This window comes from Bradyrhizobium sp. Kon10 (genome assembly GCF_055807395.1).
The window spans coordinates 18,441-45,115 of the sequence record NZ_JBVVOZ010000021.1; the positions used below are offsets into that span (position 1 = coordinate 18,441).

Below are 26,675 nucleotides of genomic sequence, written 5' to 3' on the forward strand. Positions count from 1 at the left end.
CCGGTAACAAGATGTTTCAGCCGCACACATAGCGGAATTACTGCCCAATTCACGCCTCATTGCGCAACGAAACGCCAACCCGCTCACAAACTGATGGGGGCTCCTCTAGCCACATATGTGGCAATACTAGCTTAGGGACCACTAAATGCTGTCTTTGATGAAGCTGGGCTTCGTGACCCGGCCGCGTACGGCGATCGCTTTCGCCGCTGCAACTCTCCTCATCGGTGGAACTGCCACCGAGGCTTCCGCCAAATCCAGGCATCACCACCACTACTCGCACCATTACCGCCACCACGCCGCCGAGACCGATTCCAGCGTGACCTCCGATTGGCGCAACGCCAACGCGTCCATCACGTCGTCCTCGGGCACCGGGCGCTCCTTTTCGGGCATGGCCTCGTTCTACGGCAACGAGTCCGGCAGCAAGACCGCGTCGGGCCAGCGCTTCAACCAGAACGCCATGACCGCGGCGCACCGTTCCCTGCCGTTCGGCACCAAGCTGCGCGTCACCCATGGCGGTTCCAGCGTCATCGTCACCATCAATGACCGTGGCCCGTTCGTGCGCGGCCGGGTGCTCGACCTCTCCACGGGTGCTGCCCGCGCCATCGGCCTCACCGGCGCCGGCGTCGGCCGCGTCACTGCCGAGGTCGTCTCCTAACCGCTCGACGCGCCGCGCAGCACGAGCAGCTTGCCGCGCGCGTGAAACAAGCCCGCCGTCTTGGGGGACGGCGGGCTTTTTGTTGCATTTTCGTAGCCCGGATGGAGCGCAGCGCAATCCGGGATTCGTGCATACGGAACGGCTGTCCCGGATTGCGCTTCGCTTCATCCGGGCTACAGCGCAGCGTCTACAAAAAGCTCTGCGGGTCGACGTCGACCTCGAGCTTCTGATTGCCCTTCGGCTTCGGGCAGACGGCGAGCCAGTTGCGCAGATAGTCGGACAGGTCAAAACCGCGCGCCGATTTCACCAGGATGCGGAAGCGGTAGCGGCCCTTGATCACGGCGAGCGGGGCTTCCGCCGGGCCCAGCACCATCACGCGCTCGTCGCGTGGCGCCAGCGCAGCCAGCCTGCGGCCAAAGCCTTCCGCGCTCGGGCGGTCGCCGGCGGAGATGATCAGGCTCGCGAGCCGTCCGAACGGCGGATAGAGCGTGCGCTCGCGCAGATCGATCTCGCTGTCGTAGAAGGCCTCGCGGTCGCAGGCGATCAGCGCCTTCATGACGGGATGTTCCGGCTGGTGGGTCTGCAGATAGCCGACGCCGCGGCCCTGCTCGCGACCGGCGCGGCCGATCACCTGGTTGAGCAATTGCCAGGTGCGTTCCGCCGCGCGCGGATCGCCATTGCTCAGCCCCAGATCTGCATCGACCACGCCGACCAGGTTGAGCCGCGGGAAATTGTGACCCTTGGCGACGAGCTGCGTGCCGATGATGATGTCCACGCGCCCCTCCGCAATGTCGGCGAGTTCCGAGCGCATGGTCTCGATCGAGGTGATGAGATCGCTCGACAGCACCATGGTGCGCGCCTCCGGGAACAGCGCCGCCGCCTCTTCCTGCAGGCGCTCGACGCCGGGACCGACCGCGACCAGCGATTCCTCCGCCGCGCAATGCGGGCAGGTATTCGGCCGCGGCATCGAGAAGCCGCAATGGTGACAGACCAGCCGCTGGCGAAAGCGGTGATCGACCAGCCAGGCGTCGCAAATGGTGCAGGCGAAGCGGTGCCCGCAGGCGCGGCACAAGGTCAGCGGCGCGTAGCCGCGGCGATTGAGGAACAGCAGCGCCTGCTCGCGCCGCTCGATCGCGATCTTGATCTCGCCGGCAAGCCGCGGCGAGATGAAGCGGCCGCGCGCGGGCGGCTCGCGGCGCAGATCGATCGCCTCGATATGCGGCATGTGCTGGCCGCCGAAGCGCGACGCCAGCGCAATGCGCTGATAGCGCTTCTTGCGCGCATTGACCTCGGATTCGACCGACGGCGTCGCCGACGCCAGCACAATCGGAATCTTGGCGATATGCGCGCGCACCACCGCCATGTCGCGGGCGTGATAGTGCACGCCGTCGTCCTGCTTGTAGGCCTGGTCGTGCTCTTCATCGACGACAATGAGCCCGAGATTGCCGTAAGGCAAAAACAGCGCTGAGCGCGCGCCGACCACGACCGGCGCGCTGCCCTCGGAGATCGCCGCCCAATTGCGCGCGCGGGTGCGTTGGGTCAGCTCCGAATGCCATTCCAGCGGCCGCACGCCGAAGCGCTGTGCGAAACGGTCGAGGAATTGGCCGGTCAGCGCGATCTCCGGCATCAGGATCAGGGTCTGCTTGCCGCGGCGGATGGTCTCGGCAATCGCCTCGAAATAGACCTCGGTCTTGCCCGAGCCGGTGACGCCATCGAGCAGCGCGACGTGGAAGCTGCCGTTGGCGGCGAGCGCGCGCATGGCATCGACCCCGGCGCGCTGCAGCGGCGAAAAATCCGGCCGGCCAAAATCAGGATCGGCTGCAGGTGGCGGTGGCGGCGGCGGCAGCGGCTCGACCGTAAGCGTGCCTTCGTCCACGAGGCCGTCGATCACTCCGGCCGAGACGCCAGCCTCCCTGGCGGCATCGGACTTGCCGTGCAGCAACCGGTCCGACAGCAGCGCGATCACGCGCTGCCGCGCCGGGGTCAGCCGCTTCGGCGGCTCGCCGACCAGGCGCACGCCGGCGCGGACCCGCTCGGGGCCAAGATTGTCGCCCATGCGCAGGCACATGCGCAGCACCATGCCGCGCGGGCTCAGCGTGTAATTGGCGACCCAGTCCACGACCGAGCGCAGCTCGGCCTTCAGCGGCGGAAGATCGAGCTTCTCGCTGACGTCCTTCAGGCGGTTGTGCAGGCGTGGATCGGGATTGGTATTTTCCGCCCAGACCACCGCGAGCACCTCGCGCGGGCCGAGCGGCACCGTGACGAGATCGCCTGCCTTCAGCTCCATGCCGCGCGGCACGCGGTAGGAATAGGCATGGTCGAGCGCAACCGGCACCAGCACGTCGACCATACGGGTCGCATTGGTTGGGGCGGTGCTGCTACTTGGCGAATGATCCATCAATGGACTTTGGCGGAGAATCGGAACCAGGGGCCTTGAGGCTAGCGCCACGCGCCGACCTTAGCGAACAGTAAACGGGTGTGATGCGATATACTGAGTGGAATCACCACGTCCAGAGCGCATGAGCAAAGCGGCCGCCCCAGCAATCGAGCTCGCCAGCGCCGATCCCTCGATCGCGCAGGAGATGGCGCGCTGGCTGTCGCATCTTGGCGCCGAACGGCGGCTGTCGCCGAAGACGCTGGAGGCCTATACCCGCGATTTGCGGCAATGCCTGGATTTTCTCAGCAATCATTGGGGCGAGCGGGTCACGCTCAAGCGCTTCGCCGCGCTCGAAGCCACTGACATTCGCGCCTTCATGGCGATGCGCCGTGCCGACGATATCGCCGGCCGCTCGCTGATGCGCGCGCTCGCGGGCCTGCGCTCCTTCGGCCGCTTCCTCGAGCGCGAGGGCAAGGGCAAGGTCGGCGCATTGTCGGCGATCCGCGCGCCCAAAGTCGCAAAGACCTTGCCGAAGCCGCTGCCGATGGCGTCGGCAAAACGCCTTGCCGACGCCGACGAGCGCGCGGGCGAGGACCGCGAGACATGGGTCCTGGTCCGCGACGCCGCCGTGATGGCGCTGCTCTATGGCTCGGGTCTGCGCATCTCCGAAGCGCTCGGCCTGAAACGCCGCGAGGTGCCGCGGCCCGGCGAAGGCGACGTGCTGATCGTCACCGGCAAAGGCAACAAGACCCGCATGGTGCCGGTGCTGCAAAACGTGCTTGAGCTCGTTGCCGAGTATGTTGCGATCTGCCCGCACCCTCTTCCCGCCGAGGGCCCGATCTTCCTCGGCGCACGCGGCGGCCCGCTCAGCCCGCGCATCATCCAGCTGGCGATGGAGCGGCTGCGCGGCGCGCTCGGCCTGCCCGACAGCGCCACGCCGCACGCGCTGCGGCACTCCTTCGCCACGCATTTGTTGTCGCGCGGCGGCGATCTGCGCGCGATCCAGGAATTGCTCGGCCATTCCTCGCTCTCGACCACGCAGATCTATACCGGCATCGATTCCGAGCGGCTGCTGGAAGTCTATGCCAGCGCGCATCCGCGGCGGTGACACACTGACGTCATAACGTCCTTGCCTCTTGCGCAGTCCGCGCGGTTCGGTCAATCGTGGCGAACCAAGGCAGGAGGGATTTATGAGCGCACATGAAAGCATGGAGCATGCCGAGCATGCCGAGCACGCGTCCGGCGAAAACAGGAAGATCGCGCTTCTGATCGCCGTGCTGGCGCTATTCCTGGCGATTTCGGAAACGCTCGGCAAGGGCGCCCAGACCGAATCGATCAGCAAGAACGTCGAGGCCTCCAACCTCTGGGCCTTCTTCCAGGCCAAGAGCATCCGCCGCACCGTCGTCCAGACCGCTGCCGACCAGGGCAAGCTGACATTGGGCAGCGCCACCGACGACGCCATGAAGGCCGCGGTGCAGAAGCAGATCGACGACTGGCAGAAGACGGCGGCGCGCTACCGCTCGGAGCCCGAGACCGGCGAAGGCACCGAGCAGCTCGCCGAGAAAGCCAAGGAGGCCGAGCACGAGCGCGACGAGGCCACGGCGAAATATCATCATTTCGAGCTGGCGTCGGCGGCCTTCCAGATCGGCATCGTGCTGGCATCGGCGACCATCATCACCGGCATCATCGGGCTCGCTTATATCAGCGGGCTGCTGACACTCGCCGGCCTTGCGATGACCATCCTCGGCGCCTGGTGGCCGCATCTGTTGCATCTGCACGGGTAGGATTTCGTACGACACGGCGACGGGTTGCTCCCGCAAATCAGCTGTCATGCCCCGGCTTGACCGGGGCATCCAGTACGCCGCGGCTTCTCCGCAAGCAATTGAGGTCTCTGGGATACTGGATCGCCCGGTCAAGCCGGGCGATGACAACGAGTGTGTGGTAAACAGCTAGCGCGCTTCGTGCACGCTCTTGCGGAAGCGCTGGATCAGGCGGAACGTGCGTGACGACCAGCCTTCGCCGTTGCCGCGGGCGACATCCTTGAGACGCTGCTTGATCGGCTCGACGAGTTCGGAGGCCTTGGCGCGCAGCCTCAAGACCAGCTCATAGAGCCGTTCGAACCAGGCCATCTCCAACAGCTTGTCGCGCGTGACGTCGAACACGAAGGCGGTGACGCCGACGCCGAGCATCTTTGCGAACAGGATCGTGAACACCGCGCTTGTCCAGTACTCATGCGTGAGCAGCCAGAGGCCGACCAGCTTGAGCGGAAACAGCGGGATGATCGGGACCGCGAACACGATCAGCGTCATGGCCGGCGACAGCGCATCGACGCGATCCGACAGCCAGGCCTTGAACCGGGCGAGCGGGATGATGGCGACAACCCGCGCGACGATCGGTTCGAGATGGTCCCACAGCCAGGCTTCGATCAGGAAGATGATCGCCAGCAGGACCCAGACCGGTTGAAGAAGGCGGCGCAGCATGTGTTGTCCCGCCCGATTCGGCGCCGGGCGCATCGCCTACATATGGATGGCCCGCTTACCGACTGCAAGCGCGGCTTCCTTGATGGCTTCCGAGCGGGTCGGATGCGCATGGCAGGTGCGCGCGAGATCTTCAGCACTGCCGCCGAACTCCATGAGAACACAGGCTTCATGGATCATTTCGCCGGCTTCGCGGCCGATAATGTGCACGCCGAGCACGCGATCGGTCTTCGCATCTGCGAGAATCTTCACAAAGCCGTCAGTGGTCTGATTGACCTTGGAGCGGCCGTTGGCGGTAAAGGGAAACTTCCCGACGGTATAAGCCACGCCCGCCTGCTTCAGCTCTTCCTCGGTCTTGCCGACGGAGGACACTTCCGGCGTGGTATACACCACGCCCGGGATGACGTCGTAATTCACGTGGCCGGCTTGCCCTGCGATGATCTCCGCCACCGCAACGCCCTCGTCCTCGGCCTTGTGCGCGAGCATCGGGCCCGCAACGACGTCGCCGATGGCATAGACGCCCTTCAGGCTGGTGACGAAATGCGGATCGATCTGCACGCGGCCGCGATTGTCCAGCGCAACACCGGCTTCCTTCAGGCCGAGCCCGTCGGTGTACGGCACGCGGCCGATGCAGACCAGCACGACATCGGCTTCCAGCGTCTCGGCCGCGCCGCCGGCGGCGGGCTCGATGGTCGCCTTCAGCGTCTTGCCGGAGGTGTCGACCGCGGTGACCTTGGCCCCCAGCTTGAACGCAAAGCCCTGCTTTTCCAGGATGCGCTGGAATTGCTTGGCGATCTCGCCGTCCATGCCGGGCAGGATGCGATCGAGAAATTCCACGACGACGACTTCGGCGCCGAGCCGCTTCCACACTGAACCGAGCTCGAGGCCGATCACGCCGGCGCCGACGATCAGAAGCTTGCCGGGGACCTTGTCCAGCGACAGCGCACCGGTCGACGACACGATGCGCGTCTCGTCGATATCGATGCCCTTGAGACGCGCGATGTCGGAGCCGGTGGCGATGACGATGTTCTTGGTCTCGATGATCTGCGACTTGCCGTCGGCCGAGACTTCGACCTTGCCGGTGCCGAGGATCTTGCCGGTGCCCTTGAGCACGTCGATCTTGTTCTTCTTCATCAGGAACTCGACGCCCTTGACGTTGCCGTCGATGCCCTGCTGCTTGAAGTTCATCATCGCCGGAAGCTCGAGCTTCGGCGCCGAGACGCTGACGCCCATCTTGGCGAAGGAATGCGCGGCTTCCTCGAACATCTCCGAGGCATGCAGCAGCGCCTTTGACGGCATGCAGCCGACATTGAGGCAGGTGCCGCCGAGGGTTGCGTTCTTTTCCACCACGGCGACTTTCATGCCGAGCTGCGCTGCACGCACCGCGCAGACATAACCGCCCGGTCCGGTGCCGATGACGACGAGATCGTAGGATGCCATGAGAGAAAGTCCCGTAGGTTTAGCGTGATGAGGATGTGTCAGCGTCCGCCGGCGCGTCAGCGTCCGCCGGACACATCGAGAATGGCTGAGGTGACGTAGGAAGCATCGTCCGACATCAGCCAGACGATGGCATTGGCGATTTCCTCGGCGGTGCCGACGCGCTTCATCGGCACCGTATGCGCCAGACGATGGTGCCGATCCGGCTCGCCGCCGGCGGCGTGGATTTCGGTGTCGATCAGACCGGGGCGGATGCCCGCGACGCGAATGCCTTCGCCGGCAACCTCATGGCCGAGGCCGACGGTGAAGGAATCGATCGCGCCCTTGGACGCGGCGTAATCGACATAGGTATTCGGCGCGCCGAGCTTGGCGGCAACCGATGACAGATTGACGATGACGCCGCCCTGGCCGCCATGCTTGGTCGACATCCGCTTCACCGCTTCGCGCGCGCACAGGATCGAGCCGGTGACGTTGACCGCCATCACGCGCCGGATGCGCTCGGCCGACATCTCGTCGACGCGCACACCGCTGGTCCCGACGATGCCGCCATTGTTGACGAGCGCACCGAGCGTACCGAATTTGTCCGCCTGCTTGAACAGTTCGAGAATGTCGCTTTCCTCGGCGACGTCGCATTTCACCGCGATGGCCTTGCCGTTGCTGGCTTCGATCGCGGAAACCACCTCGTCGGCGGCCTGCTTGTTGCTGGCATAACCAACGACGACGCGGAAGCCGCGCACGGCCGCCGCGATCGCAGTCGCGCGGCCAATGCCGCGGCTGCCGCCGGTGATGACAACGACTTTATCGGTCACATCAGCCCCCATAGCTATTCGCGCTTGCCCTCGAGAGCTGCCAATCGATCCAGCACGCCCTTGTCCGTCAAGCTCGCCAGGTGAAACAGGATGAAGGGAGTGAGGAACGGAATCAGGCACCAAGCGGCAAAACCGACACCCTTACCCTTCCTGCGACTTATCGGAATCGCAAAGAAGAAGAAAATAAGAGTGGTCAGAAGGAACGGCAGGAGGGAAAGAAGAAGCGCCGGTTCTTCCATGAAACCCTCCCTCAGAGGTCCAGCACCAGGCGCGCGGGATCTTCCAGGCTCTCCTTGACGCGAACCAGGAAGGTCACGGCTTCCTTGCCGTCGATCACGCGGTGATCGTAGGACAGCGCCAGATACATCATCGGGCGGACCTCGACCTTGCCGCCGATCACCATCGGGCGCTCCTGGATCGTGTGCATGCCGAGAATACCGGACTGCGGCGCGTTCAGGATCGGGGTCGACATCAGCGAGCCGTAGATGCCGCCATTGGTGATGGTGAAGGTGCCGCCCTGCATCTCGTCGATCTTGAGCTGGCCGTCACGGGCGCGGCGGCCGAAATCGGCGATGCCCTTCTCGATATCGGCGATCGACTTGTTGTCGCAATCGCGCACGACGGGAACGACGAGGCCCTTGTCGGTGCCGACGGCGACGCCGATGTGATAGTAGTTCTTGTAGATCAGGTCGGTGCCGTCGATCTCGGCGTTGACGGCCGGGATGTCCTTCAGCGCCTGCACGACGGCCTTGGTGAAGAAGCCCATGAAGCCGAGCTTCGAGCCGTGCTTCTTCTCGAACGCGTCCTTGTAGTGCGCCCGCAGCGCCATCACGTTGGTCATGTCGACCTCGTTGAAGGTCGTCAGCATCGCCGCAGTGTTCTGCACGTCCTTGAGTCGGCGCGCGATGGTCTGGCGCAGCCGGGTCATCTTGACGCGCTCTTCGCGGGCGGCGTCATCGGCCGGCGACGGCGCGCGCACCTGGACGGCGGCGGCGGGCTGATTGACCGGCGTCGGCGCGGAGGCCGCGCGCTCGATCGCGGCGAGCATGTCGCCCTTGGTGACGCGGCCGTCCTTGCCGGAGCCCGGAACGGTCGAGGCATTGATCCCGGTCTCGGCGGAGAGTTTTCGCACGGAGGGCGCCAGCGGCGCGTCGGCCGGCGGCGCTTTCGATGCCGCGGGGGCGGCGGCCGGGGCCGCGGTGACGGGAGCAGGCGCGGGCGCGGCCGCAGGCTTGGCGGGCGTCCTTGCGACGCCTGCGGTGCCCTCGGTGATCTGGCCGAGCAGCGCACCGACCGCAACGGTGGCGCCATCGGCCGCGACAATCTCGCTCAACGTGCCGGCGGAGGGTGCCGGGACTTCGATGGTGACCTTGTCGGTCTCGAGCTCCACCAGGGGCTCGTCGACGGCGACGGGATCGCCCGCCTTCTTGAACCAGCGGCCGATGGTGGCCTCGGTGACGGATTCGCCGAGCGTCGGCACACGAATTTCAGTCATGGTCTTTTCCTTAAGGGATCGCCGATGCGGTCATGAATTTCACATCTCATCGCCCGCCTTGTGCACGCTTGCGCACGGGGGCGGGCGATCCAGTACGCCGTGACTTTCGTGATCAGAACGAACGCCGCGGAGTACTGGATGCCCCGCATTTGCGGGGCATGACTTTAGTCAAGAATTGATTAGCTCAATGCTTCGTCCAGGAACGCCTTCAACTGCGCCTGGTGCTTCGACATCAGGCCCGTGGCAGTCGCGGCGGAAGCGGCGCGGCCGACATAGCGCGGACGCCGGCTCGCACCGTTCACCTGGTTCAGCACCCATTCCAGATAGGGCTCGATGAAGTGCCACGCACCCATGTTGCGGGGCTCTTCCTGGCACCAGATCACTTCCGCCTTCTTGAAGCGCGACAGCTCGGCCACCAGCGCCTTGAGCGGCACCGGATAAAGCTGCTCGACGCGCATCAAATAGATGTCGTCGATGCCGCGCTTCTCGCGCTCCTCGTAGAGGTCGTAATAGACCTTGCCGGAGCAGAGCACGATGCGGCGGATCTTCTCGTCCGGAACGAGCTTGGTCGCCTCGCTCGGCTGCATCTGGGCGTCATCATAGAGGATGCGATGGAAGGTCGTTCCCTTGGCGAGCTCCTCCAGGCGCGACACTGCACGCTTGTGGCGCAGCAGCGATTTCGGCGTCATCAGGATCAGCGGCTTGCGGATCTCGCGGTGAAGCTGGCGACGCAGCACGTGGAAATAGTTCGCCGGCGTGGTCGGGTAGACCACCTGCATGTTGTCTTCCGCGCACATCTGCAAGTAACGCTCGAGGCGCGCGGAGGAATGCTCCGGTCCCTGGCCCTCATAGCCGTGCGGCAACAGGCAGACCAGGCCGGACATGCGCAGCCATTTGCGCTCGCCCGAGGAGATGAACTGGTCGAACACGACCTGCGCGCCGTTGGCGAAGTCGCCGAACTGGGCTTCCCACAGCGTCAGCGTATTCGGCTCCGCGAGCGAGTAGCCGTATTCGAAGCCGAGCACGGCCTCTTCCGACAGCAGCGAGTTGATGACCTCGTAGTGGCCCTGCTCGTGGCCGAGATGATTGAACGGCGTGTAGCGGCTCTCGTCCTCCTGATCGATCAGGACCGAGTGGCGCTGCGAGAAGGTGCCGCGCTCGGAATCCTGGCCAGAGAGGCGGACATGGTGGTTCTCGTTGAGCAGCGTACAGAACGCCAGCGCTTCGCCGGTCGCCCAGTCGATGCCCGCGCCGGTGTCGATCGCCTTGGCGCGGTTGTCGAGGAAGCGCTGGATGGTGCGGTGAACGCGAAAGCCGTCCGGCACCTTGGTGATCTTGCGGCCGATGTCCTTCAGCGCGGTGATGTCGACGCCGGTGACGCCGCGCCGCGCATCTTCCTCCTGATCGGCGATCTTGAAGCCCGCCCACTTGCCGTCGAGCCAGTCGGCCTTGTTCGGCTTGTAGGAGGTGCCCGCCTCGAACTCGGCATCGAGCCGCGCGCGCCAATCGGCCTTGGCCTTCTCGACCTCGCCCTCGGTCATCACGCCTTCGCTGATCAGGCGGCGCGCGTAGAGCTCAAGCGTCGTCGGATGAGCCGCGATCTTCTTGTACATCACCGGCTGGGTGAACGCCGGCTCGTCGCCCTCGTTATGGCCATGCCTGCGGTAGCAGAACATGTCGATGACGACGGGCTTGTGGAATTTCTGCCGGAACTCGGTCGCGACCTTGGCCGCGAACACCACGGCTTCCGGATCGTCGCCGTTGACGTGGAAGATCGGCGCGTCGATCATCTTCGCCACATCGGAGGGATAGGGCGAGGAGCGCGAATAGCGCGGATACGTAGTGAAGCCGATCTGGTTGTTGACGATGAAGTGCACGGAGCCGCCGGTGCGGTAGCCCTTCAGATCGGAGAGGCCAAAACATTCCGCGACCACGCCCTGGCCGGCGAACGCGGCGTCGCCGTGCATCAACAGCGGCATCACCGAAATGCGCTGGTCCGGCGGATCGCCATGCTGATCCTGCTTGGCGCGGACTTTACCGAGCACCACGGGATCGACGATCTCGAGATGCGACGGATTGGCGGTCAGCGAGAGATGGATGCGGTTGCCGTCGAACTCGCGGTCGGATGATGCGCCGAGATGATACTTGACGTCGCCCGAGCCTTCGACCGCGTCCGGATTGGCCGAGCCGCCCTTGAATTCATGGAACAGCGCGCGATGCGCCTTGCCCATGACCTGCGTCAGCACGTTGAGGCGGCCGCGATGCGGCATGCCGACCACGACTTCCTTGACGCCGAGATTGCCACCGCGCTTGATGATCTGCTCGAGCGCCGGGATCAGGGATTCACCGCCGTCGAGACCGAAACGCTTGGTGCCGGTGAACTTGGTATCGCAGAACTTTTCAAAACCTTCGGCTTCGACCAGCTTCATCAGGATGGCGCGGCGACCTTCGCGGGTGAACGATATCTCCTTGTCCGGCCCTTCGATGCGCTCCTGGATCCAGGCCTTCTGCGCGGCGTTGCTGATGTGCATGAACTCGACGCCGAGCGTCTGGCAGTAGGTGCGGTCGCAGATCGCGGTGATCTCGCGCAGATTGGCGTATTCGAGGCCGAGCACGTGATCGAGGAAGATCTTGCGGTCGAAATCGGCTTCGCTGAAGCCGTAGGTGCGCGGGTCGAGCTCTTCGCGGTTGCGCGGGGCTTCGATGCCGAGCGGATCGAGCTTGGCGTGGAAGTGGCCGCGCATGCGGTAGGAGCGGATCAGCATCAGGGCGCGGACCGAGTCACGGGTCGCCTGAAGCACCTCGGCGGACGAAATGCCCGCCCCCTTGTCGCCGGGCTTGTCACCCGCCTTGGCCTGGGCCCTGGCGGCGATCTTGCTGCCGACCACCTTTTCGACTTCCGCCCAATTGCCGTCGAGGGCGGAGGTCAGGTCATCCTGGGGCGTCAGCGGCCAGTTGGCGCGCGCCCAGGACGGGCCTTGGGCATTGCGGCGGACATCGTCCGGCTGATCCTTCAGGCTTTTGAAGAACTCCTGCCACTCGGTGTCCACCGAGGACGGGTCCTGCTCGTAGCGGGCGTAGATTTCGTCGATGTAGGTGGCGTTGGTGCCCTGCAAAAAAGATGAAAGGGCAAAGGCTGCGTTCGCGTCCTGGCGAGACATGCTTAAGTTCCTGGCGATTTCGGTTCGCGCGTCACAAACGGCGCTGGCACTGGGCCCCCCGGCAGAGGCTCAGCGCGACAGGCACCATTTACCCTATTTGCTGCGAAACTTCGCCCGGAAAAGTACGAAGAAGTGAATTAGCCTTTCAACTTTTCGGCAAGCGTGTGCCCGAGGCGGGCGGGAGACGGCGACACTGTAATTCCAGCCGATTTCATCGCGTCGGTCTTGGAACCGGCGTCGCCCTTGCCGCCTGAAATGATCGCGCCGGCATGGCCCATACGGCGGCCGGGAGGTGCGGTCACGCCGGCAATGAAGCCGACCATCGGCTTCCTGCGGCCGCGCTTGGCCTCGTCCTTGAGGAACTGGGCGGCGTCCTCCTCGGCGGAACCGCCGATCTCGCCGATCATGATGATCGATTCGGTCTTGGGGTCGGCGAGCAGCATTTCCAGCACGTCGATGAACTCGGTTCCCTTGACCGGGTCGCCGCCGATGCCGACCGCGGTGGTCTGGCCGAGGCCTTCCTGGGAGGTCTGGAACACGGCTTCATAGGTCAGCGTACCCGAGCGCGAGACGATGCCGACACTGCCGGTCTTGAAGATGTTGGCCGGCATGATGCCGATCTTGCACTCGCCGGCGGTCATGACGCCCGGGCAGTTCGGCCCGATCAGGCGCGACTTGGAGCCGGCCAGCGAGCGCTTCACGCGGACCATGTCGATGACCGGAATACCTTCGGTGATGCAGACGATCAGCGGGATCTCGGCGTCGATGGCTTCGCAGATCGCGTCCGCGGCGCCCGGCGGCGGCACGTAGATCACCGACGCGTCCGCGCCGGTGTTCTCGCGCGCCTCGCGTACGGTGTCGAACACCGGCAGGCCCAGATGCGTCGCGCCGCCTTTGCCTGGCGAGGTGCCGCCGACCATCTTGGTGCCATAGGCAATCGCCGCCTCCGAGTGGAAGGTGCCGTTTTTGCCGGTAAAGCCCTGGCAGATGACCTTGGTATTCTTGTCGATCAGGATGGACATGAGGTCTGCTTTCGCGAAACTAACAGTGAGAGGTCAATGGATGCGGCGATAGACGCCGGTGAGCACGTCGGCCCAGCCTTCCGCGTCCGGCGAGAACTGGATCTTCAACGAATAGGAATTGTCGTCGATGATCTCGTAGACGTGGCGTGCATTGCCGCGTAGCGAGCCGCGCACCAGCGTCAGGGTCTTGCCGACCCAGCCACCCGAAGCGGGCGAGGGCGGCGTGTAGCCGAGCGAATCGTACCAGAACAATTTGTAGGTCCGGTCCTCGCGGTCGTAGGTGAAGAGGCCGTGGGTGGCGAAGATCGGCTTGCCGTCGCGCGTCTGGACACTGTCCTGGATCAAGTAGAACCCGTTGAGATCCATGCGCGCCACGGTGTGCGAGGTGGCCGGCCCGCCAGTGGTCCAGCGCGACGGGAAGACCACCTCTTCGCCATTCCATTCGCCGGCGAACGCGGCAAGGCGCGCGTGCTCTGCAAGTGGGGATGATGCGGCGAGATGGTCCTGGGTCATGGCCTTAGCCTCCCTTGACGGCCTTCACGATCTTCTGCGCGGCGTCGTCGAGATTGTCCGCCGGCACGACGTTCAGCCCGGATTCACGGATGATCTTCTTGCCCAATTCGACATTGGTCCCTTCGAGGCGAACCACCAGCGGCACGCCGAGGCCCACTTCACGCACCGCGGCGGTGACGCCCTCGGCGATCACGTCGCACTTCATGATACCACCGAAGATGTTGACCAGGATGCCCTTCACGTTGGGGTCCGCGGTGATGATCTTGAAGGCGGCTGCGACCTTCTCCTTGCTGGCGCTGCCGCCGACGTCGAGGAAATTCGCCGGCGCCATGCCGTAGAGCTTGATGATGTCCATCGTCGCCATGGCGAGGCCGGCGCCGTTGACCATGCAGCCGATATTGCCGTCCAGCGTGACGTAGTTGAGGTCGTATTTCGACGCCTCGATTTCCTTGGCGTCTTCTTCGGTCTCGTCGCGCAACGCGAGCACTTCGGGGTGACGGAACAGCGAATTGTCGTCGAACGAGACCTTGGCGTCGAGCACGCGAAGCTGGCCCTGCTTGGTCACCACCAGCGGGTTGATCTCCAGCATCGACATGTCTTTGGCGACGAACGCCGTGTAGAGCTGCGCGGTGAGCTTCTCGGCCTGCTTGGCGAGATCACCGGAGAGCTTCAGCGCGTTCGCAACCGTGCGGCCGTGATGGCCCATGATGCCGGTCGCCGGATCGACCGAGAAGGTCACGATCTTCTCGGGGCTGTTGTGCGCGACGTCCTCGATGTTGACGCCGCCCTCCGTCGACACCACGAAGGAGACGCGCGAGGTCTCGCGGTCGACCAGGATCGACAGGTAGAACTCCTTGTCGATGTCGGAGCCGTCCTCGATGTAGAGACGGTTGACCTGCTTGCCGGCGGGGCCGGTCTGGATCGTCACCAGCGTGGCGCCGAGCATTTGCTTGGCGAATTCGGTGACTTCCGCGGCCGACTTGGCGATGCGGACGCCGCCCTTGTCGCCGGCCGAAGCCTCCTTGAACTTGCCCTTGCCGCGACCGCCGGCGTGGATCTGGCTCTTCACCACCCAGACCGGGCCCGGGAGAGCCTTGGCCGCGGCTTCCGCATCGGCCGCCTTCAGGACGGGAACGCCCCTGGAAATGGCCACGCCGAACTCGTTCAGCAGGGCTTTGGCCTGATATTCATGAATATTCATATGGTCGCTCCCTGAACCCGCGGGCGGTGACCCCATGGGCCCACCTCAGTCTTGTGGCTGGCATACCATATACCACCAGAACTGCAACACGGATTCGTTGACATCGAGACATCTGCCGGCCCGGAACCCGCCCAACCCTAAACAAGGTTTGGCGGGGCCCGGAAGTGAAACCGCCGAAGACCGGTTTCGGTCTTCGGCGGGGAGTGTTGCGGTTACCGGCCGAGAAGATCGGGGGCGATCTTCTTGCAGGCGTCGACCAGGCCCTGCACCGCGCCGACCGACTTGTCGAAGGCCTCGCGGTCCTTGCCAGCGAGTTCGATCTCGACGACGCGCTCGACGCCCTTGGCGCCGATCACGACGGGCACGCCGACATACATGTCCTTCACGCCGTATTCGCCGTTGAGGTAGGCGGCCGACGGCAGCACGCGCTTCTTGTCGCGAAGATAGCTCTCGGCCATCGCGATCGCGGAGGCCGCCGGCGCATAGAAGGCCGAGCCGGTCTTGAGCAGGTTGACGATCTCGGCGCCGCCGTTGCGGGTGCGGTCGACGATCTCGTCGAGGCGCGCCTGCGAGGTCCAGCCCATCTTGACGAGGTCGGGCAGCGGGATGCCGGCGACGGTGGAGTACTTCACCAGCGGCACCATGGTGTCGCCATGGCCGCCGAGCACGAAGGCGGTGACGTCCTCGACCGAGACGTTGAACTCGTCGGCCAGGAAGTAGCGGAAGCGCGAGGAATCCAGCACGCCGGCCATGCCGACGACCTTCTTGTGCGGCAGGCCGGAGGCCTTCTGGAGCGCCCACACCATCGCGTCGAGCGGGTTGGTGATGCAGATGACGAAGGCATCCGGAGCGTACTTCTTGATGCCGGCACCGACCTGCTCCATGACCTTGAGGTTGATGGAGAGGAGATCGTCGCGGCTCATGCCGGGCTTGCGCGGCACGCCGGCGGTGACGATGCAGACCTTCGCGTTGTCGAGCGCCTCGTAGGAGTTCGCGCCGGTGTAATGTGCGTCAAAACCGTCGACCGGCGAGGACTGCGCGATGTCGAGCGCCTTGCCCTGCGGCACGCCCTCGGCGATGTCGAACATCACGACGTCGCCCAGTTCTTTCAGGCCGATGAGGTGAGCCAGCGTTCCGCCGATCTGGCCGGAGCCAATCAAAGCAATCTTGTCGCGCGCCATGTGAACCTGTCCTTTAGACACGTAAGGAGGGGAAACTGACGAGGTGGTTATCCCTTTCGCTTGCAGCGTTCAAGTCGCCGGATGCCCAATTGTCGGGCTTGCCGAGCTAGCAGCCAGAACACCCGTCCGTCATTCCGGGGCGCGCGCCAGCGCGAACCCGGAATCTCGCGCCACAACTTCGGGATTCCGGGTTCGCCCGCGAAGAGCGGGCGCCCCGGAATGACCGCGCGGGCAAATAGGACTTAAGTCTCTACCAGGCCTTTGGTCGAGCCGCTGGCGGTGGAATCCTTGCGGCCGTGAGGCAGCGCCAGATAGGATTCCGAGCTCATCTCGATCAAGCGCGACGAGGTCCGCTTGAACTCGTTGGCCTCGTTGCCTTCGTGGGCAAGATAGAGCGAAATCGGATTGGCATCGGCCGAGACCATCAGCTTCACGGCATTGTCGTAGAGCGTGTCGATCAGGGTGATGAAACGCTTGGCAGCGTTGCGCTGGGAGAAGTCCATCACCGGAATATGGTCGACCAGGATGGTGTGATAATCGTGCGCGAGCCTGAGGTAGTCCGATGCCCCTAACGGCTTCTCGCAGAGATCGGCGAACGTGAACCGCGCCACACCGTGGGCCGAGCACGGCACGTGCAGGATGCGGCCCTTGATCGAAATATCGCGCGACTTGCATCTGGCACCGCCGGTCATCTTCGACCAGGCGCGGTCGAGCGCAGTGTGCGCATCCGCATCCGCTGGCGTCAGCCACATCGGCACGCCCTGAAGTTTCTCGAGCCGGAAGTCGGTGCGCGCATCGAGCCGCAGCACGTCCATGTGGTCGGTGATCTGCTTGATGAAGGGCAGGAACAGCGAGCGGTTCAAACCGCCCTTGTAGAGATCGTCGGGCGCGACATTGGAGGTCGCAACCACGACGGTCCCCAACTCGAACAGCTTCGAGAAAAGGCGGCCGAGGATCATCGCATCCGCGATGTCGGTGACGTGGAATTCGTCGAAGCAGAGCAACCAGCTCTCCTCGAAGATCGCATGCGCGGTCAGCGCGATGACGTCGGCATCGGCGATCTCGCCGCGCGCGATGCCCTGGCGATAGTCGTAGATGCGCTCATGCACGTCGGCCATGAACTCGTGGAAATGCGCGCGCCGCTTGTGCTCGACGCTACTGTGCTGGAAGAACAGATCCATCAGCATGGTCTTGCCGCGTCCGACCTCGCCGTGGACGTAGAGCCCGTGCGGCACCTCGTCCTTGTCGCCGCCGAACAGGCGGCCGAGCAGGCCCTGCTTGCGCTGCGGCTTGTAGCTCGCGAGCCGCTGGTCGAGCGCCGCATAGGCCTCGGCGACCTCGGCTTGTGCTGCATCAGGCTCGATGGCGCCGGATGCGATCTCGGCCTGATAGGCCTCGCGGAATGGGGAACTGGGGGTGGAGAGCATGGCTCTTTACCGCCAGAGACGGAGGCAAATTGCAATGGTATATCGATGCAAGGGGCGTATGCGCTTGACCCAGTCCACGTAGGAGCGGGCGTAGGCTTTAGATATCAGAGGGTTAAACAGGTCACCTTGGGATTCCCTGACATGGCTCTGAGCATCGAGGATTCCGAGACCGAGCGTCTGGCGCGGAGTCTGGCGCAACTCACCGGCGAGACGGTTGAGATCGCGACGAAGCGAGCTCTCGAGGAGCGGCTCAGCCGGATTGATAATCAACGCCGCAAAACCGCTCTCTTGGAAGACATGGTCGCAATCCGTCGACGCTGGAGCGAGTTGCCTGTGGTAGCCGACCGGACGCCGGACGAAATTGTGGGATATGACAAGCACGGATTGCCGTTCTGATCGCGATCGACGTTGCACGTCCTCGCGTCATATGGGCGAGCTTCACCTCATCATCTTACAAGCTAAGTTCACGGACTAAGCTCGTAGGCATCCTCGACCACATACGGCCCACCGCCGGTAGAGGCGCGGGACGAGAACAGCACGAAGCGCTCGGCGACGAAGGCCTTGCTTGGAAAATAGCCGCGCAGCGAGAGATAATCGGCGACGTCGCGGTCCGAGGCGTCGTGCAGGCGGGCCAGCGTGACATGCGGGATGAACTTGCGCCCCTCTGGATCGAGGCCGATCCGCTGCATCATGCGTTCGAGCTCAGCCTGCAATTCGATCAGCGGCTTGCTCGGTGCGATGGTGGCGACCACCGCGCGCGGCTTGCGTCCGCCGAAACTCGTCAGCCCCTGCAGCTTCACCTCGAACGGCTTGCGGTTGACGCGAAACAGCATCGAGGCGATCTCGTTGGCGGACATGCCGTCGATATCGCCGATGAAGCGCAGGGTGACGTGATAATTTTCGGGATCGATCCATCGGGCGCCGGGAAGGCCGCCCCGCAAATTGGAAAGCGTCTGGCCGATCTCGGCCGGAATTTCCAGACCAGTGAACAAACGCGGCATCGTTTCGCACTCCCGATGCTTGGGCACGATCCTTGGACAAGGATCATATCCAAATTTTAGAGCCGGTGACGAATCACCGGTAGCTTGATTCCTATCGCAGTTGTGTGACTCTGCGAAGCACGGCGCCCGTTACCCCGGTAAAACCCTGGGAATAGGGTTAGCACTGCCTGCTTTTCAACGCCGTTGCTCGTTGATCGTGCCAAGAAATGCCTCCACACTGGGCATCATATTGTTGACGATGATGTCGACGCCCGCGGCTGTCGGGTGAATGCCGTCGGCCTGGTTGAGCTTGGCATCGGCCGCGACGCCGTCGAGAAAGAACGGATACAGCGGCACGTCGAATTTTTTCGCCAGATCCGGATAAATCGAATTGAAGCGCGCGGCATAGTCGGCGCCGTAATTCGGCGGCGCCAGCATGCCGCACAGCATGACTGAAATCTTGCGCGCCTTCAGCCGTGCGACGACGTCGGTCAGTGCGGCCCGCGTCAAATCGGGGTCGATGCCGCGCAGCGCGTCGTTGGCGCCGAGCTCGACGATCACGCCGTCGGTTCCGTCCGGCACCGACCAGTCGAGGCGGTCGCGGCCCCCCGAGGCGGTGTCGCCAGACACGCCGGCATTTGTCATGTCAACGGCTATGCCTTTGGCCTGCAAGGCTTTTTGAAGCTTGGCGGGGAATGCCTCCTGGGCCGGAAGGCCGAGACCGGCACTTAAGGAATCGCCGAGGACGACGAGCTTGATCGGTTTGGCCGCCGGCTGTGCCTGGGCGGATGGCATGTTCGAGACCGTCATCAAGGCGAGCATCAACACGGCTATGTGCATGAACAATCCGTAACGCCTCTCGACCGCGCCAGCGGAGTTGCCATATGACCGGACCATGGACAGTCGCATCGAATCCTCTTCGCTCGCCGGCACCACGCCGGACACCATCGCCATCTCCAACGTCAATCTGTCATTGGGTACGGGGGCGGCACGCGTTCACATCCTCAAGGATATCAGCCTGCGGGTCGGCCGTAGCGAGACCATTGGTCTGATCGGCCCGTCAGGCTCGGGCAAATCCACGCTGCTGATGGTGATGGCGGGGCTGGAGCGTCCTGATAGCGGAGAGGTGGTGGTCGACGGCACGCCTTTCAATGCCCTCGACGAGGACGCGCTGGCCCGCTTCCGCGGCCGTCAGGTCGGCATCGTCTTCCAATCCTTTCACCTGATCCCGACCATGACGGCGCTGGAGAACGTCGCGGTGCCGCTCGAACTCGCCGGCAATCCCGACGCTGCCAAGCGCGCCGCACAGGAACTGCAGTCGGTCGGACTTGGCGATCGCCTGCATCATTATCCAACGCAGCTCTCCGGCGGCGAGCAGCAGCGCGTCGCGCTCGCCCGCGCGCTGGCGCCAGATCCCGCAATCCTTGTTGCGGACGAGCCGACCGGCAATCTCGACGAAGCCACCGGCAAGCAGATCGTCGACCTCCTGTTCGGCAAGCATGCCGAGCGCGGCATGACACTGGTGCTGGTCACGCATGATGCCTCGCTTGCGCATCGCTGTGATCGCGTCATCCGCCTGCGCTCGGGCCGCATCGACACGCAGACGATTCAAGCATGAGCGCGGCAGCCGCAGCGTTCACGCGCCCGAACGGCGTGGCCTTGTCATTACGCTACGCATTGCGTGAATTGCGCGGCGGCCTGCGCGGCTTCTATGTCTTCATCGCCTGTATCGCGCTTGGGGTGATGGCGATCGCCGGCGTCGGCTCGGTTTCCGCAAGTCTCAGCGACGGGCTTGCGCGCGAAGGCCGAACGTTGCTCGGCGGCGACCTTTCTTTCGTGCTGTTTCAGCGCGAGGCCAAGCCCGAAGAGGTTGCCTTCCTGCGCTCGCGCGGCACCGTCTCGGTCGCCGCCACCCTGCGCGGCATGGCGCGTTCGGCCGACGGCCAGCTGGCGCTGGTCGAAATGAAGGCGGTCGACGACAGCTATCCGATGCTCGGACAGTTGACGCTGGCGCCGCAGATGCCGCTGTCCGACCTGCTCGCAGACCGCGACGGCGCATTCGGCGCCGCCGCCGATCCGACGCTGCTGGCGCGGCTGTCGCTTAAGACCGGCGACCGCGTCACCATCGGCGCCGCGACCTTCCAGATCCGCAGCACGGTCGAGGCCGAACCCGACAAGCTCGCCGGCGGCATCGGCTTCGGCCCGCGTTTCCTGATCAGCGAAGCGGCCTTGCGCGCCACCGGCCTGATTCAGCCCGGCAGCCTGGTGCGTTGGGTTTACCGGGTGAAGCTGCCGGACGCCGCCAACGGCGACCGCGCCACGGATGCCTTCATCGCGGACGCGCGCAACGCCGCGCCGCAGGCTGGTTGGGAGGTCCGCAGCCGCTCCAATGCCTCGCCGCAGCTCGAGCGCAACATCAGCCGCTTCACGCAATTCCTCACATTGGTTGGCCTCGCCGCGCTGCTGGTCGGCGGCGTCGGCGTCGCCAATGCCGTGAAGAGCCATATCGATCGCCGGCTCGAGGTGATCGCAGCCCTCAAGGCCGTCGGCGCCACCGGGCGCGACGTGTTCGGTATCTATCTTGCGCAGGTGATACTGCTCGCTGCGATCGGCTCGCTGATCGGGCTTGCGCTCGGCGCCGCAATGCCCTTCGCCATCGTCGACCTGTTCGGCAAGCTTCTGCCCCTGCCGGTGGTGCCGGCCGTGCATATCGACGAGCTCGCGCTGTCGTTCGTCTACGGCCTGCTGACGGCGCTGGCCTTCGGCCTCTGGCCGCTCGGGCGCGTGCATGACGTGCCGGTCGCAGCCCTGTTCCGCGACACCATCAGCAACGAGTGGCATCGGCCACGCGCGAGCTATCTCGCCTTCATGGCCGTGGTCGTCGCGCTGCTCATTGCCGTCGTGATCGGATTGTCGTTCGACAAGCGCATCGCCGCGGTCTTCGTGCTCTCGTCCGTCGTCGTGTTCGCGCTGCTCCGCGGAGTCGCTGCGCTCCTGATGGCGATCGCACGTCACCTGCCACGCACGCGACTTCCGATGCTGCGGCTTGCGATCGCCAACATCCACCGCCCCGGCGCGCTGACGCCCTCCGTCGTGCTCTCGCTCGGCCTCGGGCTCGCGGTGCTCGTGACCATCACCCAGATCGACGGCAATCTGCGCCGGCAATTCCTGGCGGCGCTGCCGGACCACGCGCCGTCGTTCTACTTCATCGACATTCCGAGCGCGCAGGCAGCCCCATTCGACGATTATCTGCGGCGGATCGCGCCGGGCGCGAAGGTCGAGGACGTGCCGATGCTGCGCGGCCGCATCGTCGGAGCCCGCGGCGTCCGCGCCGAAGATCTCAAGCCGACGACCGATGCCGAATGGGTGCTGCAAAGCGACCGCGGCCTGACCTATACCGGCGAGCTGCCGAAAGGCTCCAAGGTGGTCGAAGGCGAATGGTGGAGCGCCGACTATTCCGGCCCGCCGCTGGTCTCGATCGAGAAGAAGATCGCCGACGGCCTCGGCCTCAAGCTCGGCGACGAGATCGTGGTCAACGTGCTCGGCCGCGACATCCCGGCCAGGATCGGCAATCTGCGCACCATCGACTGGCAGGGGCTCGGGATCAATTTCGTGCTGGTGTTCTCGCCCAATGCCTTCAAGGGCGCGCCGCACACCCATATCGCAACGCTGACCGAAGGCGGTGGCGATGCCGCGGGCGGCGGCAAGATCGTCAAGCAGGTCGCCGACGCCTACCCGATGGTGACGAGCGTGCGCGTGCGGGAGGTGATGGAGACGGTCGGCGCGGTCGTAACCAATCTGGCGCTGGCGATCCGCGGCGCCAGCGCCGTGACCCTGATCTCGGCGATCCTGGTTCTGGGCGGCGCACTGGCCGCCGGTCACCGCCACCGGGTCTATGATGCGGTGATCCTGAAGACGCTGGGCGCGACGCGGCTGCGGCTGCTCGGCGCCTACGCGCTCGAGTACCTCCTGATCGGGCTCGCCACCGCTATGTTCGGCGTGACCGCCGGCAGCATCGCCGCCTGGATGATCGTGACGCGGCTGATGACGCTGAGCTTCGTCTGGCAGGCCGGCAGCGCCGCCGGCGTGGTCGCGGCCGCCCTGATCGTCACCGTCGGGCTTGGCCTTGCCGGCACGCTGCTGGCATTGAACAAAAAGCCCGCCACGGTGTTGCGGAATTTGTGACAAATTGAAGCGGATGGCCGGGCGGAAGCCGAATCCCGGCATTCCCGCGCTTAACCACGTCTGCCCGCCGGGATTGCACGCGAAGGGCGACATTCGGCCGCGCATGGACGGTTGCAGCAGATGTGTTAGTTTCCCACATATCGGATGGGTTCGGAGCCCCGATTGTTAGCCAAATTTAATGTCGGCAGACATCGGTATCCGAGATAGAATTTGACGAACCGGCGGTATGGCAACCCTCATGCCGGACCGGGCAACCAACGGGAATTCGACCATGTCGGACCTCAACCGTAACTACGCTTCTCCTTTCGGCAGGGCCGCCGGGCGTGTTGACGCCGCGACGGTCGACGCCGGCCTGCGCGCCTACATGCTGCGCATCTACAATTACATGAGCATTGGCCTCGCCATCACAGGCCTCGCCGCGCTCGGCGTCTACATGGCTGCCGTCACGGACGTTCCGACCCCGGAAGCCGTCCGGGTCGGCAAGCTGTTCCTGACGCCGTTCGGCTACGCCATGTTCGTGAGCCCGCTGAAATGGCTGTTCATGCTGGCGCCGCTCGCCATGGTGTTCGTGATCTCGGCAGGCATCAATCGTCTCGCTCCCTCGACCGCCCAGATCCTGTTCTGGGTGTTCGCGGCGCTGATGGGTGTCTCGATGTCCTCGATCTTCCTGGTGTTCACGCACACCTCGATCGTGCGGGTGTTCTTCATCACTGCGGCGACCTTCGGCGCATTGAGCCTGTACGGCTACACCACCAAGCGTGACATGAGCGGGATGGGATCGTTCCTGTTCATGGGCCTGATCGGCATCATCATCGCGAGCCTGGTCAATTTGTTCCTGGCGAGTTCGGCGCTGCAGTTCATCGTCTCGGTGGTCGGCGTGCTGGTGTTCGCGGGCCTCACCGCCTGGGATACCCAGCGGCTGAAGAACGAGTACATCTACGGCTACGCCTCGGCCGGCGGTGACATCGCAGACCGTGCGGCGATCACGGGCGCGCTGTCGCTGTACCTGAACTTCATCAACCTGTTCACGCTGCTGCTGCAGCTCCTCGGCCAGCGCGACTAAGCCCTGGCTCAGGTGAACGACATGAACCCCGGCCGCGAGGCCGGGGTTTTTGTTTGGGCCGGACGTCGCAGCACCCACCGCTGTCATCGGCCGCGAAGGCGGGCGATCCAGTACGCCGCAGCGGCTCGGTTCTAGCCGCGCTGTCTCGGAGTACTGGATGCCCCGCCTACGCGGGGCATGACAGCAGAGAAGATGGAGCTGCTTCGCTCGCAATGACGACGTGGAGAGAGGCTACTGCCCCCTTCCAGCCGCTGCGGGAAGGCTCTAATCTCTTGCCATGTCCGCACCCGAAATCAGGCCCACCCTTGAGGCCGACCTTTCCGCCATCACCGCCATCTACCAGCAGGCCGTTCGCGAGGGCACTGCGACGTTCGAGCTGGAGCCGCCTGACCTGGCCGAGATGACGCGGCGCTACCGCGCCCTGGTGGACGGCGGCTACCCCTATTTCGTCGCCATGCTCGAGGGGCGCGTCGCGGGATACGCCTATGCCGGCGCCTACCGGCCGCGGCCGGCCTATCGCTTCACGGTCGAGAACTCGATCTATCTCGATCCGTCGTTCCACCGCCGCGGCATCGGCCTGTTGCTGTTGGAGTGGCTGGTCATCGAATGCGAGGCGCGCGGCTTCCGCCAGATGATCGCCGTCATCGGCGATTCCGCCAATGCCGGCTCAATCGGTGTGCATACCAAAGGCGGCTTCAAGATGATCGGCACCCATCCCAATGTCGGGCTGAAATTCGGTCGCTGGCTCGACACGGTGATGATGCAGCGCGACCTCGGTGAGGGCGCAAGCACGGTGCCGGGGAAGTAGGGCCCGTAGCCCGGATGGAGCGCAGCGAAATCCGGGGCAGATTATCCGCCGGCACGACGACCCGGATTGTGCTGCGCTCCATCCGGGCTACGAAAGTGCGGCTACACCACCGCCAATTTCCGGTCGATCACCAGCAGCACGCGCTCGAGCTCGTGGCCGCGGCGCAGGATCAGGCCGGTCGCCGAAATCACGCTGTACATGCCCTGCTTGCGCGCGAGCCGCGGGTCTTTCTCGATGCGGTAGATCGGCACTTCGGAAGCGCGGCGAAACACCGAGAACACCGCGCGGTCTTTCAGGAAGTCGATGGCATAGTCGCGCCACTCGCCGTCCGCGACCATGCGACCATACAGATTGAGGATACGGTTCAGTTCGAGCCGGTTGAACGTCACCCGGTTCGCTTGGACAGTCGCAGCGGCGGGACGCGCCACTGCGCGCTGTTCGCTCGGATCGGCATCCTCCGACGTCAGACTCATGGAGCGCCTCCTGTCGCATCAGCATGATCGCGTGCGCGAAGACCGTCCCCGGAACCGCCGATCATGACGGTTGCATGATTGCTCCAACCGTTCGCAACCGCAAGAGGCTCCTGCAAGGGCTGTTGCCAGGGAGCGCTCTCGCTCGGCGGCGAGGCCAGCCGCGGAATCATGACACATGCAACGGTGGAACTTTGCGGCGGCAAACCGTCACGGGATCGTTAGCAGGAATCATAGTATCGCCTTTTTTCCGCCTAGCGACTGCCGCCCTGCATTGCGAAAAAGATTGCGTGCGTTGACCCGGTCCTTTCGGTTCCGGATTCCTCAGCCCCCAGCCCCCCGGGGTCGCGAGGATCGGGTCTGTACGCACGACAAGGAGGGCCAACGCGAGTTGGTCCTTTTTTGTTTGTGGCGGGATGTTTCTGGTGCCTCGTCATTCCGAGACGCGCCTCTTGGCGCGGACCCGGAATCCATTTCTCAACTCGGCAAATGGATCGATGGATTCTCAGGTGCGCAGTTGCGCACCGTAGCTCGCGCCTCGCACCCCAGAATGACGACGGTTAATTTGATCTGAGATGATCTAGTCGCGTCAATGCAATGAGGTGTACGCCGCGCCGAGCATCGGGCCGGGCTTCTCGCGGCTGCCAGCCTGGACATAGACCACCGCGCCGTCGACGCCGTCGCGCGACGTGAGGTTCTCGATCGGCACCGTCCAGCTTTCCTGATGTCCGTTCCAGTCGCCGACCTTGAGCAGGTTGCGCACGACGTTGTGGTAGGTGATCTGCTGCCCGCGGTTTTCGCCGCGGCTGATCTCGATCGGGACCGATCTTGCTATCGAGCAGATCCAGACCTCGCCATGCGAAACCGCGGGCGCGCTGCTCGGCGCCACCGAGACGTTGATCTGCTTGCCCGCGAGCGACATCGTCACGGGCACGCTCATCACGCCGGCGCCCTTGTCGGTCCTGCCGATCGCGCTTTCGATGCCGGCACGATCGCTGCCGATCACATGCGCAGAGCCGTTGACCACGACCTGCGGGGTATAGACCTCGCGGTCGCCGCGCATGCGCGAATAGGCGCGCTGCCGCGCAGAGAAGCGCGAATCGGCCAGCGTGTCCTTCCAGCCAAGATAGTCCCAATAATCGATCGGCATGCTCAGCGCGATGACCGAGGGATCATTGGCGAGCTCGCCGATGACCTTGTCGGCGGGCGGGCAGGACGAGCAGCCCTGGGAGGTGAAGAGCTCGACGACGGCGCGGGGATCGGCCTCCGCGGGACGGATGAAGGCGACGATGGCGCAGATACCGAGCGCCCCCGACCAGAGTGCGCCGGACCATCGCGAAGCCAAATGAGAAGCCATCATTGCAGTCATGTCGAACCAGTCATGTCGAACGCCATTTCGTACGCGTGGGGGATA

The 26,675-nt window shown here is 64.5% G+C and carries 24 protein-coding genes; 8 read left to right on the forward strand and 16 right to left on the reverse strand.

Annotated features, from left to right (window positions below; all coding sequences use genetic code 11):
* Positions 1-145: 145 nt before the first annotated feature.
* Complete coding sequence (locus tag AC0L2O_RS25240) at positions 146-655, forward strand: septal ring lytic transglycosylase RlpA family protein (RefSeq protein WP_369719950.1); 510 nt, start codon at positions 146-148, stop codon at positions 653-655.
* Between the two features lie 187 nt (positions 656-842).
* Here AC0L2O_RS25240 and AC0L2O_RS25245 read toward each other — a convergent pair whose 3' ends face one another.
* Complete coding sequence (locus AC0L2O_RS25245; protein ID WP_409191162.1) at positions 843-3,053, reverse strand: primosomal protein N'; 2,211 nt, start codon at positions 3,051-3,053, stop codon at positions 843-845.
* A 121-nt stretch (positions 3,054-3,174) separates the two neighbouring features.
* On the opposite strand from AC0L2O_RS25245, the gene AC0L2O_RS25250 reads away from it, so the two are divergent.
* The gene (locus tag AC0L2O_RS25250; RefSeq protein ID WP_473371613.1) at positions 3,175-4,140 is read left to right on the forward strand and encodes a tyrosine recombinase XerC; all 966 of its coding nucleotides are present in this window, start codon (positions 3,175-3,177) and stop codon (positions 4,138-4,140) included.
* Positions 4,141-4,222: 82 nt separating this feature from the next.
* Positions 4,223-4,816, forward strand: coding sequence for a DUF4337 domain-containing protein (locus tag AC0L2O_RS25255; protein ID WP_369719953.1), 594 nt, complete (start codon positions 4,223-4,225; stop codon positions 4,814-4,816).
* Between the two features lie 165 nt (positions 4,817-4,981).
* On the opposite strand, the gene AC0L2O_RS25260 is transcribed toward AC0L2O_RS25255, so the two are convergent.
* From AC0L2O_RS25260 to zapE, 11 genes are all read right to left on the reverse strand, one after another.
* Positions 4,982-5,512: a hypothetical protein gene (locus tag AC0L2O_RS25260; protein ID WP_369719954.1), complete on the reverse strand. Its 531-nt coding sequence runs from the start codon at positions 5,510-5,512 to the stop codon at positions 4,982-4,984.
* A 36-nt stretch (positions 5,513-5,548) separates the two neighbouring features.
* The gene (gene lpdA, locus AC0L2O_RS25265; RefSeq protein ID WP_369719955.1) at positions 5,549-6,949 is read right to left on the reverse strand and encodes a dihydrolipoyl dehydrogenase; all 1,401 of its coding nucleotides are present in this window, start codon (positions 6,947-6,949) and stop codon (positions 5,549-5,551) included.
* A 56-nt stretch (positions 6,950-7,005) separates the two neighbouring features.
* Positions 7,006-7,767, reverse strand: coding sequence for an SDR family oxidoreductase (locus AC0L2O_RS25270; protein ID WP_473371614.1), 762 nt, complete (start codon positions 7,765-7,767; stop codon positions 7,006-7,008).
* A 2-nt stretch (positions 7,768-7,769) separates the two neighbouring features.
* On the reverse strand, positions 7,770-7,994 hold the full coding sequence (locus tag AC0L2O_RS25275) for a hypothetical protein (protein WP_369719957.1): 225 nt from the start codon (positions 7,992-7,994) through the stop codon (positions 7,770-7,772).
* A gap of 11 nt (positions 7,995-8,005) precedes the next feature.
* Complete coding sequence (gene odhB, locus AC0L2O_RS25280) at positions 8,006-9,250, reverse strand: 2-oxoglutarate dehydrogenase complex dihydrolipoyllysine-residue succinyltransferase (protein WP_473371615.1); 1,245 nt, start codon at positions 9,248-9,250, stop codon at positions 8,006-8,008.
* A gap of 179 nt (positions 9,251-9,429) precedes the next feature.
* Positions 9,430-12,411, reverse strand: a complete 2,982-nt coding sequence (locus AC0L2O_RS25285) for a 2-oxoglutarate dehydrogenase E1 component (protein ID WP_473371616.1) — start codon at positions 12,409-12,411, stop codon at positions 9,430-9,432.
* 137 nt (positions 12,412-12,548) lie between these two features.
* Positions 12,549-13,433, reverse strand: a complete 885-nt coding sequence (sucD, locus tag AC0L2O_RS25290) for a succinate--CoA ligase subunit alpha (RefSeq protein ID WP_473371617.1) — start codon at positions 13,431-13,433, stop codon at positions 12,549-12,551.
* A gap of 33 nt (positions 13,434-13,466) precedes the next feature.
* Positions 13,467-13,946 (reverse strand): DUF1579 family protein, encoded by a 480-nt coding sequence (locus AC0L2O_RS25295; protein ID WP_369719961.1) that lies wholly within the window; start codon positions 13,944-13,946, stop codon positions 13,467-13,469.
* 4 nt (positions 13,947-13,950) lie between these two features.
* Positions 13,951-15,147, reverse strand: a complete 1,197-nt coding sequence (sucC, locus tag AC0L2O_RS25300) for an ADP-forming succinate--CoA ligase subunit beta (protein ID WP_473371618.1) — start codon at positions 15,145-15,147, stop codon at positions 13,951-13,953.
* Between the two features lie 212 nt (positions 15,148-15,359).
* Entirely contained in the window at positions 15,360-16,328 is a 969-nt protein-coding gene (mdh, locus tag AC0L2O_RS25305) for a malate dehydrogenase (RefSeq protein WP_028150483.1), read from the reverse strand.
* A 242-nt stretch (positions 16,329-16,570) separates the two neighbouring features.
* On the reverse strand, positions 16,571-17,755 hold the full coding sequence (gene zapE / locus AC0L2O_RS25310; RefSeq protein WP_473371619.1) for a cell division protein ZapE: 1,185 nt from the start codon (positions 17,753-17,755) through the stop codon (positions 16,571-16,573).
* 141 nt (positions 17,756-17,896) lie between these two features.
* Here zapE and AC0L2O_RS25315 point away from each other — a divergent pair, with 141 nt between their 5' ends.
* Entirely contained in the window at positions 17,897-18,151 is a 255-nt protein-coding gene (locus tag AC0L2O_RS25315) for a type II toxin-antitoxin system VapB family antitoxin (protein ID WP_369719964.1), read from the forward strand.
* A gap of 68 nt (positions 18,152-18,219) precedes the next feature.
* Here AC0L2O_RS25315 and thpR read toward each other — a convergent pair whose 3' ends face one another.
* Positions 18,220-18,756, reverse strand: a complete 537-nt coding sequence (gene thpR / locus AC0L2O_RS25320) for an RNA 2',3'-cyclic phosphodiesterase (RefSeq protein ID WP_369719965.1) — start codon at positions 18,754-18,756, stop codon at positions 18,220-18,222.
* Between the two features lie 174 nt (positions 18,757-18,930).
* Complete coding sequence (locus AC0L2O_RS25325; RefSeq protein ID WP_473371620.1) at positions 18,931-19,575, reverse strand: arylesterase; 645 nt, start codon at positions 19,573-19,575, stop codon at positions 18,931-18,933.
* Positions 19,576-19,630: 55 nt separating this feature from the next.
* Between AC0L2O_RS25325 and AC0L2O_RS25330 the strand changes: the two genes are divergently transcribed.
* The 4 genes from AC0L2O_RS25330 to AC0L2O_RS25345 all read left to right on the forward strand — a co-directional run bounded on the left by AC0L2O_RS25330 (position 19,631) and on the right by AC0L2O_RS25345 (position 24,791).
* Positions 19,631-20,353, forward strand: a complete 723-nt coding sequence (locus AC0L2O_RS25330; protein ID WP_369719966.1) for an ABC transporter ATP-binding protein — start codon at positions 19,631-19,633, stop codon at positions 20,351-20,353.
* The gene (locus tag AC0L2O_RS25335; RefSeq protein WP_473371621.1) at positions 20,350-22,920 is read left to right on the forward strand and encodes an ABC transporter permease; all 2,571 of its coding nucleotides are present in this window, start codon (positions 20,350-20,352) and stop codon (positions 22,918-22,920) included. The genes AC0L2O_RS25330 and AC0L2O_RS25335 overlap by 4 nt, the downstream gene beginning before the upstream one ends.
* Before the next feature lie 271 nt (positions 22,921-23,191).
* Complete coding sequence (locus tag AC0L2O_RS25340) at positions 23,192-23,983, forward strand: Bax inhibitor-1/YccA family protein (RefSeq protein WP_369719968.1); 792 nt, start codon at positions 23,192-23,194, stop codon at positions 23,981-23,983.
* A gap of 277 nt (positions 23,984-24,260) precedes the next feature.
* Entirely contained in the window at positions 24,261-24,791 is a 531-nt protein-coding gene (locus AC0L2O_RS25345; RefSeq protein WP_473371622.1) for a GNAT family N-acetyltransferase, read from the forward strand.
* A gap of 101 nt (positions 24,792-24,892) precedes the next feature.
* On the opposite strand, the gene AC0L2O_RS25350 is transcribed toward AC0L2O_RS25345, so the two are convergent.
* Together AC0L2O_RS25350 and AC0L2O_RS25355 are read right to left on the reverse strand one after the other, a co-directional pair.
* On the reverse strand, positions 24,893-25,264 hold the full coding sequence (locus tag AC0L2O_RS25350) for a DUF2794 domain-containing protein (protein WP_409191174.1): 372 nt from the start codon (positions 25,262-25,264) through the stop codon (positions 24,893-24,895).
* Between the two features lie 586 nt (positions 25,265-25,850).
* The gene (locus tag AC0L2O_RS25355; protein WP_473371623.1) at positions 25,851-26,630 is read right to left on the reverse strand and encodes a DUF1223 domain-containing protein; all 780 of its coding nucleotides are present in this window, start codon (positions 26,628-26,630) and stop codon (positions 25,851-25,853) included.
* Positions 26,631-26,675 lie beyond the last annotated feature (45 nt).

Coding starts and splice junctions, on each gene's coding strand:
- AC0L2O_RS25240 (WP_369719950.1), top strand. CDS start 146: ATGCTGTCTTTGATGAAGCTGGGCTTCGTGACCCGGCCGCGTACGGCG.
- AC0L2O_RS25245 (WP_409191162.1), bottom strand. CDS start 3,053: ATGGATCATTCGCCAAGTAGCAGCACCGCCCCAACCAATGCGACCCGT.
- AC0L2O_RS25250 (WP_473371613.1), top strand. CDS start 3,175: ATGAGCAAAGCGGCCGCCCCAGCAATCGAGCTCGCCAGCGCCGATCCC.
- AC0L2O_RS25255 (WP_369719953.1), top strand. CDS start 4,223: ATGAGCGCACATGAAAGCATGGAGCATGCCGAGCATGCCGAGCACGCG.
- AC0L2O_RS25260 (WP_369719954.1), bottom strand. CDS start 5,512: ATGCTGCGCCGCCTTCTTCAACCGGTCTGGGTCCTGCTGGCGATCATC.
- lpdA (WP_369719955.1), bottom strand. CDS start 6,949: ATGGCATCCTACGATCTCGTCGTCATCGGCACCGGACCGGGCGGTTAT.
- AC0L2O_RS25270 (WP_473371614.1), bottom strand. CDS start 7,767: ATGGGGGCTGATGTGACCGATAAAGTCGTTGTCATCACCGGCGGCAGC.
- AC0L2O_RS25275 (WP_369719957.1), bottom strand. CDS start 7,994: ATGGAAGAACCGGCGCTTCTTCTTTCCCTCCTGCCGTTCCTTCTGACC.
- odhB (WP_473371615.1), bottom strand. CDS start 9,250: ATGACTGAAATTCGTGTGCCGACGCTCGGCGAATCCGTCACCGAGGCC.
- AC0L2O_RS25285 (WP_473371616.1), bottom strand. CDS start 12,411: ATGTCTCGCCAGGACGCGAACGCAGCCTTTGCCCTTTCATCTTTTTTG.
- sucD (WP_473371617.1), bottom strand. CDS start 13,433: ATGTCCATCCTGATCGACAAGAATACCAAGGTCATCTGCCAGGGCTTT.
- AC0L2O_RS25295 (WP_369719961.1), bottom strand. CDS start 13,946: ATGACCCAGGACCATCTCGCCGCATCATCCCCACTTGCAGAGCACGCG.
- sucC (WP_473371618.1), bottom strand. CDS start 15,147: ATGAATATTCATGAATATCAGGCCAAAGCCCTGCTGAACGAGTTCGGC.
- mdh (WP_028150483.1), bottom strand. CDS start 16,328: ATGGCGCGCGACAAGATTGCTTTGATTGGCTCCGGCCAGATCGGCGGA.
- zapE (WP_473371619.1), bottom strand. CDS start 17,755: ATGCTCTCCACCCCCAGTTCCCCATTCCGCGAGGCCTATCAGGCCGAG.
- AC0L2O_RS25315 (WP_369719964.1), top strand. CDS start 17,897: ATGGCTCTGAGCATCGAGGATTCCGAGACCGAGCGTCTGGCGCGGAGT.
- thpR (WP_369719965.1), bottom strand. CDS start 18,756: ATGCCGCGTTTGTTCACTGGTCTGGAAATTCCGGCCGAGATCGGCCAG.
- AC0L2O_RS25325 (WP_473371620.1), bottom strand. CDS start 19,575: ATGCACATAGCCGTGTTGATGCTCGCCTTGATGACGGTCTCGAACATG.
- AC0L2O_RS25330 (WP_369719966.1), top strand. CDS start 19,631: ATGGACAGTCGCATCGAATCCTCTTCGCTCGCCGGCACCACGCCGGAC.
- AC0L2O_RS25335 (WP_473371621.1), top strand. CDS start 20,350: ATGAGCGCGGCAGCCGCAGCGTTCACGCGCCCGAACGGCGTGGCCTTG.
- AC0L2O_RS25340 (WP_369719968.1), top strand. CDS start 23,192: ATGTCGGACCTCAACCGTAACTACGCTTCTCCTTTCGGCAGGGCCGCC.
- AC0L2O_RS25345 (WP_473371622.1), top strand. CDS start 24,261: ATGTCCGCACCCGAAATCAGGCCCACCCTTGAGGCCGACCTTTCCGCC.
- AC0L2O_RS25350 (WP_409191174.1), bottom strand. CDS start 25,264: ATGAGTCTGACGTCGGAGGATGCCGATCCGAGCGAACAGCGCGCAGTG.
- AC0L2O_RS25355 (WP_473371623.1), bottom strand. CDS start 26,630: ATGACTGCAATGATGGCTTCTCATTTGGCTTCGCGATGGTCCGGCGCA.